Below are 15,242 nucleotides of genomic sequence, written 5' to 3'. Positions count from 1 at the left end.
TGTAATTTTCATACCTCCCCATCCGTGCCTACCTAACCTCTATAATACTATGATGAAACTTTCTAATCTTAAAATATTTATTTCGGCCATTACCATGGTTGCCTTCGGAATCTTACATAAATTGGCTGTAAGCCTTTTTAATATTTTCCGCCAACATCCTATTTCTTATTCAGCTATTGCTTATTTATTCATAACAATGGCGTTTTGCTACTATCCCATTTTCGACCATTGGATAGCTGGTTTTATCATGATGAGCCTCCCAATCGCTATTCTTACTGGTTTAGTGGCAGCTTGCTACTTATTAATCAAACAACAGAAAATCGTTGCTACGGCAGGTTTTATCTGGATACTCTTTACTTTTCCGCTCATTAAAAGAATGGTAGGTATCAACGATGGTAAAATAAAATTTGAAGATGTTTCGGCATTGAAAGTGCTAAGTTTTAATGGAGAATGTTTCGACCCAGCACATAAAACCGACCAACACTGGCAAAAACTAAAAGCTGATATTGCTTGTTTTCAAGAATACTCACCCAATCAAGCTATCGAAGCACAATATGCTAATGGCATTACGAAGCTAACCACATTTGAAGAGCAAAAACAAATTGGTCTAGCCCTTTTTTCTCAATATCCAATTCTTAACCAATATAGCAGAATTTGGGACCGTGGTAATCAACCCAATATCAATGGTTTTTTATGTGCCGATATCGCCTACGGACAAGATACGGTTCGGGTTGTTAACGTGCATCTTTGGTCGATGGGTATTCGCACAAATTTAGCCCTTGAAGCTTTGAAAAAAGGACAAGTAAAGACGTTTTTTAATGAATTATCCGATAGTTTTACTCGCCTAAAAGTAGGATTCGAAAAAAGAGATGAACAAATGCGTGAAGTGGAATCGTATGTTTCAGGAAGCAAATTTCCTGTTATTATTTGTGGCGATTTTAACGAAACTCCATTTGGATATTCTTACGGAAAGCTTAAACTAAGCTTCCAAAATGCTTTTGAAGAAGCTGGACAAGGACTTGGTTTTACACTCAATCGCCAGCCATATTTTGCTCGAATCGACCAGCAATTTGTGAGCGAAGATTGGCACGTAACATCATGTAAAACCATTTCAAGCGTAAAATTTTCTGACCATTTTCCTGTAATGGCAAAATATGTATTGAAAAAATCACTTGTAGAAACGCCTCCTTTGGTAGCCTATAAATAATATAAAAATAGAACGCAGCTAATGTTGATTCTGTGATAGTTAAAGATGATTTTCATCTAAATATCATTTCATCCAATTAAGCTGCGTTCTACTATACTTTCAAACTCAAATCAATAATTTTGCTTACTTAAACCTCACATTACTGAAATTCCCATTCACAACAATTTTACACTCAGGCGAACCCTTTCCAATTTTTCCTGAGTAGCATTTTGTAGGGTTAAAAGAATAATGCTCTTGTTTTTTCGACTCTGTTTCGGTATTTCTTGAAAACGAAACTCCTTTATCGTTTGGATAACTAAAATTTCCGTAATTAGCCTTCACTTCAAAATCATAAGCTGCGGCATCGTTCAAAGTCAGATTGATTGGAGAATAATTGGCGTTGATATTCAATTCTTTGACGTTTTTACCCAATTCCCCTAATTTAAAACCACCAGAAAACTCTAGTTTCAAATTTGAAGATTCATTGATTGTGCCAATAATTCCGCTTGAATACGAAATCTTTGCATTCAACTTTCCAACCTCTTTAATATCAATTTCACCGAAACTATTATTAAAAATTACATCATCGGCACGCTCCATTTTGATGCTCGAATAAGAGGCTCTTAACTTTCCACCCGCCATAGATTTGATGCTTGAACCTTTACAAAATTCTAAATTCACCTCAGAATTTGGATTCGAAATTTCCTCGGCAATCAATTTTCCGTAACTCTGATTCACCACCAACGATGCCGTAAAAGTTGGCAAATAAGTATTACCGAAAGAGTTTTTCACTTTCAGAACTGTTGATTTAGGCATAAATACCTTATAATCAATGCGGAGTGAATTTTTCTCACCATTACCCGACTTATTCCAAGTGTTATTGCTGTATCGGCCATCTTCACGGTCAATAGTGGTTTTTATACTCACCATACCATCAGATTTTTTGCCCACCACATCCACATTTCTGATGTAATCTTCTGCACGCTCTTCAGAACTTGCGTTGGCCAAAATCATTACCTCTACTTTAACTTCATTCTTTTCCCAAAAACTCACCTTTACATCACCAAACTGATTATCAAGTGAAACTTTATCGCTTCCCGAAAGTGGATACGCAAACGTGATACTTTTGTGGCGTTCTATCCATTCGATAGGTTTACACTCTTTGCCGGGGTCTTCTCCATTATTGGCGAAAGATATAATCGTTATCAGCGAAAATAATATCGTCAGCTTCTCTTTCAATCGAGTATTAGGAGAAGCCAAATCAAACCATCGTGTTAGTCTTTCCATTTTTTGCTTCTTTAATTTTCTGAATTATTTGTAATTGCTGATTCAATAAATCAATCTGCATGCTAAGATTATCTATCATTGCTTTCAGTAATTCCTCTTGATTTGGATTCTTCGGTAATTCCTTACGAAGATTCTGGTAATTGTAGTCGAGCACTGTCAGTTCAGTATCAAATTGATGATACAACTCTGGGTCTTCTTTCTCTAATGCCTTTAATTCTCCACGTTTCTCCTCAACCAACGAAGTAAAATGTGTAAGTTCCTTAGCATAAGATGGACTCAAGGCCATAATATCTGGATTTTGTGCAGCAGGTTTGGCGTATTGGTAGCCTAAGTAACTAATCAATAAAAACACTGCAAAACCCGCAACCATCCCTAAGGCAAATTTAGGTTTACTGCCAATCCAGTTTTGGAAGCCCACCATCTTACCTTTGGGTTTGGTAGGATTAGTTTTTGCTTCTATTTTCTTCCATAAATCGACCGATGGTTCGTAATCATCAAACGACTCACGGTTGTCTCGAACAAATCTTTCTAATTGATTATTCATACTATACTGCCGCCTCGCATTTTAAGCGAAACTTTGATTTAAAATATTAGTTAATCACCTATACATAAAATGTTCATGTATAAGTTTTTATTTTTTCAGAAATTGGCACTCATGATATCCAATAACCGCTTCTTTGCCCGCATGTATTGTGTGCGAGAAGTAGATTCGGTAATGCCTAAAATTTTACCAATCTCTTCGTGGTCGTAGCCTTCAAACAAATATAATGATAACACTACTCTAAAACCTTCGGGTAAATGCTCCATGCTTCGCTTGATTCGCTCAACCTCAAATTTTGTATCTTCTTCATCAACATAACCCGTCTGAGCATCGGCTATGTCATATTCATCTCCACCAAACTCTTCAATATCAACAAACTGCACTTTTCTGGCTCTAAGCTGGTTAATAGCTTTATTGACCACAATTTGCTTCAACCAAATGCCAAAAGTAGATTCCTGTCGAAAATCTCCAATTTTGGCAAAGGCATCAATAAACGACTCCTGCAAGACATCTTCAGCCTCGCCTACATGGTTCAGTATCCGCATACAAATACTAAACATAGCCTTTGAGTAATGCTTATACAATTCGTATTGAGCCTTACTTTCGCCACGCTTGCATCGCTCGACCAAGTCGTAATGCTTATTGATGAAAATAGTGTTTGTCAGAAAAGTTTAGTGTTTAAAGATTCGACTAAATGACAATCTGAAAAATAAAATGTTGCATGAAACGCAAAACAATTTTAAAAATTGTTTACAAATCATTAATTATCAACAAATTATATCAAAATAAAAACTGAATAGCCGATAAACTTAAACCCAAACCTAAGAAGAAACCAGCCACTACTTGTGCAGGTGTGTGTGCATTAAGGGCTAATCGTGCCGAAATAACATAGCCCCCTAAAATCGTAAGAAAAAGCATTGGCATAAATAAATTATGCTCGCCAAATTGTACTAAAATACCTGCTAAGGCCCCCAACATTCCTCCAACGCCAGCAGCGTGTGCCGAAATTTGCCACCATAGGCTAATAATTCCTACACAAAGTATTACGGCAGCAATGCTCCATAATACAAAGCCGCAAGGATACAGCATGGAGTTTTTTGAATATAAAAAATAACCTAAAGCCGTATAGATAATGGCCGTTACAAAATATGGAATTCGGCGGTCTTTTAGGTTTTCAAGTTTTAGGCTACCAATTATACCCCATCTTTTGAGTAAGTAAACAAAATAAGCAGGTAAAAGAAAAGTATAAATAAATACAAAACCAACTACAGCCAATTTCATTAAAGGCTCAAGCGGCTCAGCTCCCAATGGTGCAGGCGATAAGAAAAGAAGTATCAGAAATAAGAATGTTGGCATCAACAATGGATGCAACAACATTGATAAAAAATTTGCTAAACGAGTATTCAATGGGTAATCTATTTTTTGCCAAAGTTATTAAAATACAAGCGGTGCACAAAACGAAGTTCATCGTAAAAGTTTTTAAAATTAACCGAACTAAAACCCAAACATCTTCGTTATTTTCTTGCAAACAAAAATATTAGGTCTAAACTATTGGATATTAATCTGAAACCTAACATCTTTGCATCCTATTTTAAGAAAATGCATATTCGTCTCCCCATAACGCCTGTTCGACGATTCCGATATATTAATATCAGGCAGTAATTTTTTTGCCTTCTGGCTTCAGCAAAGTTTTCTTATTTTTTCAATTTAAACATTTTAGGATACAGCGTCTCCGTTTGAGGGAAAGCCCAATAAATGACGATGAATAATTCAGCAATCACTTCCGAAGTTACATATATTGTTCAAGTTGCAAACGAAAGCCACTTTCATTTAGCACAAACCATTTGTGATGAAATGGCCGAGAGTGCCAAAGCTCGTGGTACTGGTATTGCCAAACGTTCGCCCGATTATCTAATCGAGAAGATGCGTGAAGGTAAAGCCATCATCGCCCTCACTGATAAAGGCGAATGGGTTGGTTTTTGTTATATCGAAACTTGGGACCATGGTAAATTTGTAGCAAACTCAGGTCTAATTGTGCATCCAGAACACCGCAAGAGTGGGATAGCTACTCGCATTAAGCAAAAAGCATTTGAGCTCTCACGCAAGAAATATCCTGATGCAAAAATCATCGGTTTAACAACCAGTTTGGCCGTAATGAAAATCAATTCAGATTTAGGCTATGAACCAACTACTTTCAGCGAGCTCCCTGCCGATGATGCCTTCTGGAAAGGTTGCTCGAGTTGTGTAAACTATGATGTTTTATCGCGTACCAATCGTAAGCACTGCTTATGTACAGGAATGTTGTTTGACCCCGTTGAAGCAAAGAAGAAAGAAGAAGCTGGTAAGAAAGAAGACGATTGGGATTTCTTAACAGAATCACCATTATATGAGCGTTGGATGAGATTCAAGCAAAGAATATTATTACGACGCGAAGAACGTCGAAAAAAAAATTAGAGGAAGTGGAATTGATGGCGTAATTAATACAATCAAGGGCAGGATGGAATAAAAATCATAAAACGTGCTACACTTTGAAGTGTAGCACGTTTTGTTTTAAAGCATTTTATATCGCGTAATCGTACTATATTTGCAGAAAAAACCACTTCATGAATACCAAACCCTTACCTATAGACTACCTAAAACTCCACCTCATTGTTGTTATATTAGGTTTTACAGCCATTTTGGGTCGCCTAACCGAAGTTTCTACTTTGGGTGTTGTATTTTTTCGCACCTTTTTAGCGGCCACAGGAATGTGGGCAGTTGCTCAATTTCAGAAAAAAAGCCTAAAAATTTCACTTGCTCAAGCTTGGCCTTTGCTTGGTGTGGGGGCAATCATGTCGTTTCACTGGATTTGCTTCTTTGGTTCGGCACGTGCTTCGACAGTAGCGGTGAGTTTAGTTACTTTTTCAACAACTTCGTTTTTTACGAGTATCATTGAGCCTTTTGTGCGTAAAACCAAAATTAGCTGGGTAGAAGTTATATTAGGAGTTTTAGTAGTGATGGGCATGTATTTTGTATTTACTTTTGAAGGGAAATACATTGTGGGCATTCTAATTGGCTTGGTTGGAGCTTTACTCTCTACCGTATTTTCGGTCATAAATGGGCAATTTGCTCAAAAATATGATGCTCAAACAGTTACTTTCTACGAAATGGTGGGAGCATTTGGGGCAATGTGGATTTATATACCAATCATTATTTTTGCTTTACCCAATGAGCATTTTCAACTTATTCCGACTAATTATGACTGGCTTTGGATTGGTATTTTAGGTTTGGTTTGTACGGTTTATCCTTACAACGAAATGATGCACTTGCTGAAGAAAATCTCGGCCTTTACCCTCAATTTAGCCATTAATATGGAGCCTATCTACGGAATCATTATGGCCTACTTTATCTTCGGCGAAAGCGAAAAGATGACCTCAGGGTTTTACATTGGTGGGATACTGATTCTACTCTCGGTGGTATTACACCCATTTTTAAAGAAGAAATAGTCAAAATACTTCGCATATACTCAAAACCAAAAAGCCTTTCCGATTTCTCAGAAAGGCTTCATTGATAATAACCGCAAAAATATTATTTTTTACCGTAACGTTTGTTGAATTTATCAACACGTCCTGTAGTATCGAGCAATACGTTTTTGCCAGTGTAGAATGGATGTGAGTCTGAGCTAACCTCTACTTTGTAAACTGGGTATTCGTTGCCATCTTCCCAAACGATTGTTTCTTTCGTATTTGCACACGATTTCGTGATAAACTTGAAGTTAGTTGACAAATCCCAGAAAACAACTGGTCTATAATTTGGATGAATATCTTTTTTCATTACCTTATTTATTGAAATTTCTATTACTTTTCTAAAACGGACTGCAAAATTAGAAATTCAATCTGAAAAAAGCAAAAGCTATACAAATTTTTAGCGTTTTTTTTCAGATATTTTTAGTTTTTTAAACCATTTTGCCATTTCTTTTCTGAAAAAATATCAAATATTTATAATCAAGGTTTTAGGTTCGAAAAAAATATTCTATTCTCATACAACTTTCCGCAGGCATTTTGCATTTACATCATAGAAACCTCTGTTACTAAACGCTTGATTGCAAACTCTACCATAGAAAGCTTACGAAGCAAAGACCCTGCTGCTCAGAAAAAAGTTTTTGAGCAATATGGCAGCTTTTTATATAGAGTTGCTTACCGTTATGTACGAGACCGCATGACGGCCGAAGATTTAGTAGTAGATGCATTTTTAAAGATTTTCGAAGGTGCCCATAATTTGCGTTTTGATAATTTACGCTCATTTGAGGCTTGGATGAAAAAGATTGTTGTTAACGAAGCTCTCATGCTTTTACGGAAGCAAGCGAGTTTTCAACTAATGCCCGAAAGTGAAGCAATTGAAATTGGAGTTGACGATAATGTTTTAGATAATATTTCAAGTGATGAAATTTATCAATTAATTGCCGAACTACCAGATGGCTACCGAACCATATTCAACCTTTTTGCTATTGAAGGATTTTCACACAAAGAAATTGCCGAACAACTCGGCATCAATGAAGGAACATCTAAATCACAGCTAAATCACGCCCGAAAATTATTACAAAAAAAGATTTTATTAAGGAGCGAAAATCATGCAAGCAGAAGAATTTTATAGGAATATCCAGCAAAAAGTCAGCGAAGCTGATTTGGAGGAAGCGGCGTTTCCTGCATGGGATAGGCATGACGTGTGGCAACGCATTGAGCAAAAACAAAGCAAAAGAAAACAGCCTTTTATGTGGTGGAAAGCAGCCGCAGCCAGCATTGTATTGTTGGGCGGAATGGGCATATATTTTTATACGAATACCGAAAAACCTGTTAATCAGGCTAGTAATGATACTATTTTATCGACACAACCTAATGTTACGCAAACTACTAAATCTACACAGTTTTTAACTAAAAATAATCTTGAAATTTCTCATGCCGTTCAGAGAAGTATTCAAAAGCAAACAAGCCAATTAAACAACCTGACAACGACTGATGAAATAGCGGTTGTAACCGAATCAATAAGACCTGAAGAAGTAAAGAATGAAGTTGCTGCTATTGAGCCAACGGGAGCAACAACAGAAATGCCAAAGGTTGAAACTACCACTTCAGAACAAGGTTTTAGGTTTATTCCTTTTCAAAGTTTTGCTGAGCGTAGAGCTGCTCCACCGAAGCGTGAAAGAGTAGCCATTCTCGAAATTCCTGATGATGAGGAAGAGTACAACCAAAATCAAAGACGAGAGAAAAGGGGTGGATTATTGACCCTTTTCACAAGAAAAATCAATAAAAAATCAACAGAAATAGACGAAGAATTGCCTTCAGTTGGCGGTCGACCAAATAAAGTTTGGGCTTTCGTAAAAGAAAGTCTTAAAAACGAAACGATGGCCGTTGATACAACTGGACGATAAAAGGGGCGAACGGCGTGTTCGCTCTTCAAAAGACTTACTAAACTCTTCTCTCAATCATCTCTCCCACTGCTCGATGAATAAATTTTTTGTTTTAATACTACTGCTTATTGCACAACTTTCATACGCAGAAAGTACCGATGTTGACTCAATTGTGGTGAATATTGGGAAACGCAAGCGAATTGTGCTTTGGGGAGAAACAAAAGATGACTTAAGAGCTTTGGAGAAATATGACCTCAATAGAATTGTGGTGCAGATGAACCAAGATTTAGACGAAATGCCCAGTAATGTGCGTAGAAGTTTCCGACAAGATTATGAAGGCAATAGCTATACTAAAGAAACATCCCTGCAACGCCAACTTGAAGCCATGACCTCTTGGCAACGCCTCAAGCGTAATACTTATTTGAATTTTTCTGTAGGTTTAAATTCTGCTAATTATCTGACAGTCAGCACTATTACCTATAACCCTTTTAAGATGACGGAACAGCTCTTTCGTCAGAATTTTCTCACATCACCCAGCATTAGTATTGCTTTGATGCGTCAAGAAAGCTTTACACGAACAGGACATAAAGAAATTGTTTTACGCTATGGGTTTGATGTTAGTTGGTATCGCTTACATAGCATGAGTACCAAACGAAACTCTTATTTACTTCGCCTTAATAGTCTTGATAATACCAAATACGATACAGTAGCCGTCTATCGTCCAGCCAAGAGTGGAGATAATTATTATACCGTAGAAAATCTAAAATCGGGTTCAAGTATTAATAATCCCCAACTCGAACAAGCTGGTTTTGCTCCTTACACAGCAAATCAGACCTTATTATATACCGATTTTAAGATTGTCCCAAGCATTAATTTTTATGGTCAAAACAACGAAAAGACATTTCATTTTGGCATTGGAGCATATATCGGTATGTTATTGCAAGGAAGTAGAAACTACAAAGAAATAAAATCACTCAACAGGCAAGAAACCAAAATAAGTATTAAAAATAAAGAAAATCCATACCGCTACGGAATCATTCTAAACTTCGGGTATGGCATTGTAAATGTATTCATGGAAGCCGATGTGAAGAACGTTTTTATCAATAGTTTCGACCGCTCTTCTGCAACCCAAAATATCACAACCATCGGGCTACGATTTGGGAGGTGAAAACAGACGAAACATCCATATTAAGATTTCTACCAATATTTAGTGCCTAACGGCACATTTTATCAAATTTTCATTCCCTCAGAGTCTCCCAAAAGCACGTAGATGACTCGGAAATAATGGAAAGAAATTAGAATGAAGTTCGAACACTCAGAATATTATGGCTGTTGGCTTGAGATTTGGAAGAAGAAAAAGAAATTTCAATAGTATCTTTGAAAAATCTTTTTAAAAAAATCCATTTAAAATTTTTCTAAGCAATCTTCATGAAAATACACACTAAAGCCCTCGTACTTACTTGTTTTTGTTGCATTATTTTGGTGTTCCACACATTCGCCCAACCTAAAAAACAAAAAGAAATTGCCGTAATTGGCTATTACGCAGGTAATAGTACCGACATCAACCAATACCCAGTTGATAAACTTACGCACATTATTTTCTCATTTTTGCACCTTAAAGGTAATGAATTGAGGATTGATAATGCCAAAGATAGTCTAACAATTAAACGTTTGGTTGAACTAAAAAAGACAAATCCAAAACTAAAAGTTATTTTATCTTTAGGAGGCTGGGAAGGTTGCTACACTTGCTCGGGAGTTTTTGCTACTCTAAAAGGTAGAGAAGAGTTTGCAGCTTCTGTAAAAAAACTCTTGGTCTCGTTTAATACCGATGGCCTTGATTTAGATTGGGAATATCCTGCCATTGCAGGGCCTCCGGGACACCCATTTATGCCTGAAGACAAGCAAAATTTCACCGATTTAGTGAAAATTCTTCGAAGCACTTTTGGCAATAAATATGAACTTAGCTTTGCAGCAGGTGGATTTACCAAATACATAGAAGAATCAGTTGAATGGGAGAAAGTAACTCCCTTACTCGACCGAATTAATTTGATGAGCTATGATTTAGTACATGGATACAGCGAAGTAAGTGGTCATCACACAGGCCTGTATTCTACGCCTCAATTAAAAGAATCGATTGATAATGGTGTAAAAATGCTCCTTGCGAAGGGTGTTCCTGCTGATAAAATTGCCATTGGAGCAGCCATGTATGGTCGAGTTTTTAAGCTAAGTGCCACCGAAAATAACGGACTTTACCAACCTTGTAAATTCGAACGAGGGGTTTCGTATAACAGCCTAGAGAAATATTTAGCCGAACACAAAACCTACAAAAAATTCTGGGATTCAACAGCTCAAGCTCCTTATCTGTTTTCGGAAGAAGAAAAGCTATTTTTCTCTTACGATGACCCTGAATCAATGAAGCTCAAAACCGAGTACGTAATCAAGAATAAGCTTAATGGCATTATGTTTTGGCAATTAAGAGAAGATAAACCACAAAACGGCCTACTCGAAGTGATTGATAAAACACTCAAAGGGAAATAGATTCAAAATTACGAATGACGATTGGTTGTTTACCATAACCATTTGACATAAAAAAAGTGCCTCGGTACCTGTCGAAGGTCGAGACACTTTTTTATTCATAATCTGTGGGCTATCATCCACTAATCATTTTTACTCTTATTTCTTAGCGATTCTGTAAAGGCGACCTTGGTCTGTTACAGCATACAAAGCTCCATCTTTTCCTTGTGTTACATCACGGAAACGTTGATATTCTTCTGTAAGTAATCTTTCTTCACCAACCACTTTATTATTTTCAATAACTAAGCGAGCAATGTGCATTCCACTCAAACAACCAATAAATAAGTTGTTTTTCCATTCAGGAATCATGTTTCCGCTGTAGAAAGTCATACCACTCGGAGATACCGATGGATCCCAGTAATAAACGGGTTGTTCCATACCTTCTTTTTGTTGAATGGTTGGATTACCAATTTTCTTACCGCTATACTCAATACCATAAGTAATTGTTGGCCAACCGTAGTTTTTACCAGCTTCCACATGGTTTAACTCATCGCCACCTCTTGGGCCAAATTCATTCGAAAATAATTCGCCAGTTACAGGGTGGAAAGCTAAACCTTGTACATTGCGGTGTCCGTAAGAATAAAGTTCAGGTCTTGCTCCTTCTTTGCCTTCAAACGGATTTCCAGCCACTGGCTTTCCTTCTTTTGTAATGTGAATAACTTTTCCTAAGCCCGAATTAAGTTGTTGAGCTTGCGGGCGTGTAACCAGGTCAGAACGCTCACCTGTACTCAAGAAAATATTACCTTTTTTATCAAAAACTACTCTTCCACCATAGTGAAGTGTACCTTTGTGAGCAGGTGTAGCACGATAAATCACCGTAGCACCTTCGATTTTAGTTTCATCTTTCGAAAGCTTACCCTTTGCTAATGAGGTGTGTGTACCACCCTCTACATTTTCAGAAAATGCCCAATAAATCATACGATTTTTTTCAAATTCTGGGTCTAAAGCAAGTCCTAAAAGCCCACCTTGACCATCAGAATTTACGGCAGGAATACCAGTAATTGCAGGACTTAATTCGCCAGTAACTTTAGCAATTCTCATCACACCACTCTTCTCTGTAATAATCAATCGGCCATCTGGCAAACTTTTCACACCCCACGGAGAGGTAAGCGATTCTGTCAAAACTTTTGCTGCGTAAGGTGTGGTGGTTTTTACAGCACCTATTCTGGTTTGTCCAGCAAACGCAGGTTTATAATCTGAATTAGGAGCTTTTGTTTCTACCGAATTATTGGCATTTTGTGCACATGATGCATAAACTACAGCACTAAAAGCCAACGATAAAATGATATTCTTTTGCATTTTACTAAAGGTTTATAAAATTTAAGCCAAAATACTATTTATTTCCTGTAACTCTGATTCGCTAAACGAAGTATTTTTTAGACATTCAAGTGAATCAGTAAGTTGTTCAGGTTTACTTACACCCAAAATTACTGAAGTAATACGAGGGTCTTTTAATATCCATGATAAAGCCATTTGTGCCAAATTTTGACCACGTTGAGCGGCTAAATCATTCAGTTTAATTACTTTATTTACGTTTTCTTCCGTGATGCGATTTTGCTCCAAAGCTCCATTTCCTCGGCCCGATGCTGCTCTAGAATCAGCAGGAATACCTTTGATATATTTGTTCGATAATAAGCCTTGAGCCAATGGTGAAAAGGCAACGCAACCAGTACCATTTGTTTCTAAAACATCTAATAGCCCACCTTCAACCCAACGGTCAAACATTGAATATTTCGCTTGATGAATGAGGCATGGCGTACCCAAATCGTTTAAAATCTTTATTGCCTTTTCGGTATCAGTTGCACTATAATTTGAAATACCCACATAAAGTGCTTTTCCCTGACGTACGATTAGGTCTAAGGCAGCCATTGTTTCCTCTAAAGGGGTTTCTGGGTCTGGGCGGTGGTGATAAAAAATATCTACATAATCTAAACCCATACGCTTTAGGCTTTGGTCTAAACTCGAAACTAAATATTTCTTCGAACCCCATTCACCGTATGGCCCTTCCCACATATAAAAACCTGCCTTAGTTGTAATAACTAATTCATCACGATAAGGTTTAAGGTCTTTTTTTAATACTTGCCCGAAGGTTTCTTCCGCCGAACCCGCGGGTGGACCATAGTTATTAGCTAAGTCGATGTGTGTAACACCTTTATCAAATGCCAACTTGAGGATATTTCTAGCATTTTCGAAATTGTCAATTCCACCGAAATTATGCCAAAGGCCCAATGAAAGAGCAGGTAATTTTAAACCACTTTTTCCACAACGTCGATACTCCATTTCTTGGTATCGTTGCGGCGATGCTGTATAATTCATAGTAATTTATAGGTTTTGTGTAAACTAAACGTTTTCTAAAATCAAAATACCAACATAGATTTGTAATTGATTTGCAAAGTTGGTGGTTCTTTTCAGAAAAAGCATTGAACTGGGACAAGAAAAGTTTTACAAATTTAAATTTTAGCCTTAAGTCAATTTCCTTACAAATATGCACGAAAGCATCATAAACTATATTTCAAAGTTTGTAAGCCTTAATTCAGAAGAATTATCGGTGGTAGAATCGTGCATGAAATTTCGGGAAATACCAAAAAAAATTCTGCTACTGAATGCAGGCGATATTTGTAATTTTGAAGCTTACATACTCAAAGGTTGTATCAGAGAATACTTTATCGACCATCGTGGGCAAGAACTTACACTCGAATTTGCGGTAGAAGATTGGTGGGTAAGCGATATTACCAGTTTTGAGAATCAGCTTCCCAGTACGATGTATATTGAAACCTTGGAAGACTGTCAATTATTAGTGCTTTCGAGAGAATCGAAGGATGAATTATTGGCACGCGTACCGAAATTAGAACGCATGTTTCGCCTCATGATTCAACGGCATTTAAGTGTACTGCAAAAACGTTTATTTCGAACTGTTTCTTATACTGCCATGGATAAATTGGAAGAATTCACGAAACGTTATCCATCGCTTTCGCAACGAGTACCACAGCATTATATTGCTTCTTATTTGGGTATAACACCAGAGTTTTTGAGTAGACTACGAAACCGTCAGCTGAAGGTAAAATAAAAGGCATTGCTCGATAATCGAACAATGCCTTTTCAATATCAATATATAAATTATTTATACATTACTTTTTTCACGGCATCTACCGTACGTTTCACGTTTGGTAATGTTGCCTCGATAAGCGTTGGAGCATAGTGAAGTGGAATATCCATGTTATTTACACGAATCACTGGAGCATCTAAATAATCAAACGCATAACGTTGTAAATGATAAGTAATTTCTGATGAAATCGCTGCCAAAGGCCAAGCTTCTTCGACTACCACACAACGGTTTGTTTTCTTTACTGAATTGATAACAGTTGCATAATCAATCGGACGAACTGTGCGTAAGTCGATTAATTCTACTTTGATACCATCTTTCTCTAACTCAGCAATAGCAGGAAGAACAACTCTTGGAATCATTTTTCCGAATGAAACGATTGTTACATCAGAGCCTTCTTTTACTACATTGGCTTTACCAAGTGGAAGAATATATTCGCCTTCTGGCACTTCGCCTTTATCGCCATACATTTGCTCCGATTCCATGAAGATAGTCGGGTCATTGTCACGAATTGAGGCTTTTAATAAACCTTTGGCATCATAAGGATTACTTGGTACTACTACTTTTAAGCCTGGTGTATTAGCAAACCAGTTTTCGAAGTTTTGTGAGTGTTGAGCACCTAACTGACCAGCGTTTCCGGTTGGGCCACGAAATACAATCGGACAAGAATATTGACCTGCAGACATTGCCATAAATTTGGCAGCAGAGTTAATAACTTGGTCGATAGCAACCAATGAAAAGTTAAATGTCATGAACTCGACAACTGGACGCAAACCGTTTACGGCTGCTCCAACACCGATTCCTGCAAAGCCTAATTCAGCAATTGGGGTATCGATTACTCGTTTTGCACCGAATTCATCTAACATTCCCTGACTTACTTTATAGGCACCGTTGTATTCGGCTACTTCCTCGCCCATCAAAAATACGTTCTCATCACGACGCATTTCTTCTGATAGGGCTTCACGGAGGGCTTCTCTAAATTGTATTTCTCTCATTTTTTCGCTTAGAATTTTGCATTTTGCGAGCGTAAAATTAGTACATACGCCCCGAAACTCAAAACAATTCGATTTAAGAATTGATGTTTCGTAAATTTATCTTACTCAATACATCTTTTCAAAAGGATAAAACACTTAAAATCAAGTATTTAAAATAATTTTTTCAAACA

17 protein-coding genes are annotated in these 15,242 nt (G+C 37.1%); 9 read left to right on the top strand and 8 right to left on the bottom strand.

All coding sequences use genetic code 11. The annotated features are described in order from the left end of the window. The first annotated feature begins 49 nt into the window (after nucleotides 1-49). Complete coding sequence (locus EMTOL_RS10655; protein ID WP_015029289.1) at nucleotides 50-1,207, top strand: endonuclease/exonuclease/phosphatase family protein; 1,158 nt, start codon at nucleotides 50-52, stop codon at nucleotides 1,205-1,207. Nucleotides 1,208-1,330: 123 nt separating this feature from the next. Here the strand turns inward: EMTOL_RS10655 and EMTOL_RS10650 are convergent, their stop codons facing one another. The 3 genes from EMTOL_RS10650 to EMTOL_RS10640 all read right to left on the bottom strand — a co-directional run bounded on the left by EMTOL_RS10650 (nucleotide 1,331) and on the right by EMTOL_RS10640 (nucleotide 3,643). Next, nucleotides 1,331-2,473: a DUF4097 family beta strand repeat-containing protein gene (locus EMTOL_RS10650; protein WP_015029288.1), complete on the bottom strand. Its 1,143-nt coding sequence runs from the start codon at nucleotides 2,471-2,473 to the stop codon at nucleotides 1,331-1,333. Next, on the bottom strand, nucleotides 2,448-3,017 hold the full coding sequence (locus EMTOL_RS10645) for a hypothetical protein (RefSeq protein WP_015029287.1): 570 nt from the start codon (nucleotides 3,015-3,017) through the stop codon (nucleotides 2,448-2,450). Before EMTOL_RS10645 ends, EMTOL_RS10650 begins: the two co-directional genes overlap by 26 nt. A 95-nt stretch (nucleotides 3,018-3,112) precedes the next feature. Continuing rightward, complete coding sequence (locus tag EMTOL_RS10640; protein ID WP_305953221.1) at nucleotides 3,113-3,643, bottom strand: RNA polymerase sigma factor; 531 nt, start codon at nucleotides 3,641-3,643, stop codon at nucleotides 3,113-3,115. Between EMTOL_RS10640 and EMTOL_RS22420 the strand changes: the two genes are divergently transcribed. After that, complete coding sequence (locus tag EMTOL_RS22420; protein ID WP_255364425.1) at nucleotides 3,587-3,712, top strand: hypothetical protein; 126 nt, start codon at nucleotides 3,587-3,589, stop codon at nucleotides 3,710-3,712. The genes EMTOL_RS10640 and EMTOL_RS22420 overlap by 57 nt on opposite strands. An 82-nt stretch (nucleotides 3,713-3,794) precedes the next feature. On the opposite strand, the gene EMTOL_RS10635 is transcribed toward EMTOL_RS22420, so the two are convergent. Further along, nucleotides 3,795-4,421, bottom strand: a complete 627-nt coding sequence (locus tag EMTOL_RS10635; RefSeq protein ID WP_156511075.1) for a phosphatase PAP2 family protein — start codon at nucleotides 4,419-4,421, stop codon at nucleotides 3,795-3,797. A 354-nt stretch (nucleotides 4,422-4,775) separates the two neighbouring features. On the opposite strand from EMTOL_RS10635, the gene EMTOL_RS10625 reads away from it, so the two are divergent. Both EMTOL_RS10625 and EMTOL_RS10620 read left to right on the top strand, forming a co-directional pair. Next, on the top strand, nucleotides 4,776-5,468 hold the full coding sequence (locus EMTOL_RS10625; protein ID WP_015029284.1) for a GNAT family N-acetyltransferase: 693 nt from the start codon (nucleotides 4,776-4,778) through the stop codon (nucleotides 5,466-5,468). Nucleotides 5,469-5,617: 149 nt separating this feature from the next. Then, nucleotides 5,618-6,499, top strand: coding sequence for a DMT family transporter (locus tag EMTOL_RS10620; protein ID WP_015029283.1), 882 nt, complete (start codon nucleotides 5,618-5,620; stop codon nucleotides 6,497-6,499). 82 nt (nucleotides 6,500-6,581) lie between these two features. On the opposite strand, the gene EMTOL_RS10615 is transcribed toward EMTOL_RS10620, so the two are convergent. After that, nucleotides 6,582-6,827: a type B 50S ribosomal protein L31 gene (locus EMTOL_RS10615; protein WP_015029282.1), complete on the bottom strand. Its 246-nt coding sequence runs from the start codon at nucleotides 6,825-6,827 to the stop codon at nucleotides 6,582-6,584. A 264-nt stretch (nucleotides 6,828-7,091) separates the two neighbouring features. Between EMTOL_RS10615 and EMTOL_RS10610 the strand changes: the two genes are divergently transcribed. From EMTOL_RS10610 to EMTOL_RS10595, 4 genes are all read left to right on the top strand, one after another. Further along, nucleotides 7,092-7,646 (top strand): RNA polymerase sigma factor, encoded by a 555-nt coding sequence (locus tag EMTOL_RS10610; RefSeq protein ID WP_015029281.1) that lies wholly within the window; start codon nucleotides 7,092-7,094, stop codon nucleotides 7,644-7,646. Continuing rightward, nucleotides 7,624-8,421, top strand: coding sequence for a hypothetical protein (locus EMTOL_RS10605; protein ID WP_015029280.1), 798 nt, complete (start codon nucleotides 7,624-7,626; stop codon nucleotides 8,419-8,421). Before EMTOL_RS10610 ends, EMTOL_RS10605 begins: the two co-directional genes overlap by 23 nt. Nucleotides 8,422-8,494: 73 nt before the next feature. After that, nucleotides 8,495-9,568: a hypothetical protein gene (locus tag EMTOL_RS10600; protein ID WP_015029279.1), complete on the top strand. Its 1,074-nt coding sequence runs from the start codon at nucleotides 8,495-8,497 to the stop codon at nucleotides 9,566-9,568. A gap of 260 nt (nucleotides 9,569-9,828) precedes the next feature. Beyond that, on the top strand, nucleotides 9,829-10,938 hold the full coding sequence (locus EMTOL_RS10595) for a glycoside hydrolase family 18 protein (RefSeq protein ID WP_015029278.1): 1,110 nt from the start codon (nucleotides 9,829-9,831) through the stop codon (nucleotides 10,936-10,938). Nucleotides 10,939-11,073: 135 nt separating this feature from the next. On the opposite strand, the gene EMTOL_RS10590 is transcribed toward EMTOL_RS10595, so the two are convergent. Together EMTOL_RS10590 and mgrA are read right to left on the bottom strand one after the other, a co-directional pair. Next, on the bottom strand, nucleotides 11,074-12,273 hold the full coding sequence (locus EMTOL_RS10590) for a PQQ-dependent sugar dehydrogenase (protein WP_015029277.1): 1,200 nt from the start codon (nucleotides 12,271-12,273) through the stop codon (nucleotides 11,074-11,076). 21 nt (nucleotides 12,274-12,294) lie between these two features. Next, nucleotides 12,295-13,290 carry an L-glyceraldehyde 3-phosphate reductase gene (gene mgrA / locus EMTOL_RS10585; RefSeq protein WP_015029276.1) on the bottom strand — a complete coding sequence of 332 codons (996 nt, stop codon included), beginning with the start codon at nucleotides 13,288-13,290 and terminating at the stop codon, nucleotides 12,295-12,297. 169 nt (nucleotides 13,291-13,459) lie between these two features. Here mgrA and EMTOL_RS10580 point away from each other — a divergent pair, with 169 nt between their 5' ends. Beyond that, a complete protein-coding gene (locus EMTOL_RS10580; protein WP_015029275.1) occupies nucleotides 13,460-14,041 on the top strand; it encodes a Crp/Fnr family transcriptional regulator in 582 nt (193 codons plus the stop codon). A gap of 50 nt (nucleotides 14,042-14,091) precedes the next feature. Here EMTOL_RS10580 and EMTOL_RS10575 read toward each other — a convergent pair whose 3' ends face one another. Further along, nucleotides 14,092-15,072, bottom strand: a complete 981-nt coding sequence (locus EMTOL_RS10575) for a pyruvate dehydrogenase complex E1 component subunit beta (protein WP_015029274.1) — start codon at nucleotides 15,070-15,072, stop codon at nucleotides 14,092-14,094. Nucleotides 15,073-15,242: the final 170 nt, after the last annotated feature.

The sequence above is a fragment of the Emticicia oligotrophica DSM 17448 genome (genome assembly GCF_000263195.1).
GTDB lineage: Bacteria > Bacteroidota > Bacteroidia > Cytophagales > Spirosomataceae > Emticicia > Emticicia oligotrophica.
Note: the sequence above shows the minus strand (reverse complement) of the source record. Positions and strands in the feature narration are given on the sequence as shown.

Coding starts and splice junctions, on each gene's coding strand:
- EMTOL_RS10595 (WP_015029278.1), top strand. CDS start 9,829: ATGAAAATACACACTAAAGCCCTCGTACTTACTTGTTTTTGTTGCATT.
- EMTOL_RS10600 (WP_015029279.1), top strand. CDS start 8,495: ATGAATAAATTTTTTGTTTTAATACTACTGCTTATTGCACAACTTTCA.
- EMTOL_RS22420 (WP_255364425.1), top strand. CDS start 3,587: ATGCTTATACAATTCGTATTGAGCCTTACTTTCGCCACGCTTGCATCG.
- EMTOL_RS10625 (WP_015029284.1), top strand. CDS start 4,776: ATGAATAATTCAGCAATCACTTCCGAAGTTACATATATTGTTCAAGTT.
- EMTOL_RS10590 (WP_015029277.1), bottom strand. CDS start 12,273: ATGCAAAAGAATATCATTTTATCGTTGGCTTTTAGTGCTGTAGTTTAT.
- EMTOL_RS10575 (WP_015029274.1), bottom strand. CDS start 15,072: ATGAGAGAAATACAATTTAGAGAAGCCCTCCGTGAAGCCCTATCAGAA.
- EMTOL_RS10580 (WP_015029275.1), top strand. CDS start 13,460: ATGCACGAAAGCATCATAAACTATATTTCAAAGTTTGTAAGCCTTAAT.
- EMTOL_RS10605 (WP_015029280.1), top strand. CDS start 7,624: ATGCAAGCAGAAGAATTTTATAGGAATATCCAGCAAAAAGTCAGCGAA.
- EMTOL_RS10620 (WP_015029283.1), top strand. CDS start 5,618: ATGAATACCAAACCCTTACCTATAGACTACCTAAAACTCCACCTCATT.
- EMTOL_RS10650 (WP_015029288.1), bottom strand. CDS start 2,473: ATGGAAAGACTAACACGATGGTTTGATTTGGCTTCTCCTAATACTCGA.
- mgrA (WP_015029276.1), bottom strand. CDS start 13,290: ATGAATTATACAGCATCGCCGCAACGATACCAAGAAATGGAGTATCGA.
- EMTOL_RS10655 (WP_015029289.1), top strand. CDS start 50: ATGATGAAACTTTCTAATCTTAAAATATTTATTTCGGCCATTACCATG.
- EMTOL_RS10615 (WP_015029282.1), bottom strand. CDS start 6,827: ATGAAAAAAGATATTCATCCAAATTATAGACCAGTTGTTTTCTGGGAT.
- EMTOL_RS10645 (WP_015029287.1), bottom strand. CDS start 3,017: ATGAATAATCAATTAGAAAGATTTGTTCGAGACAACCGTGAGTCGTTT.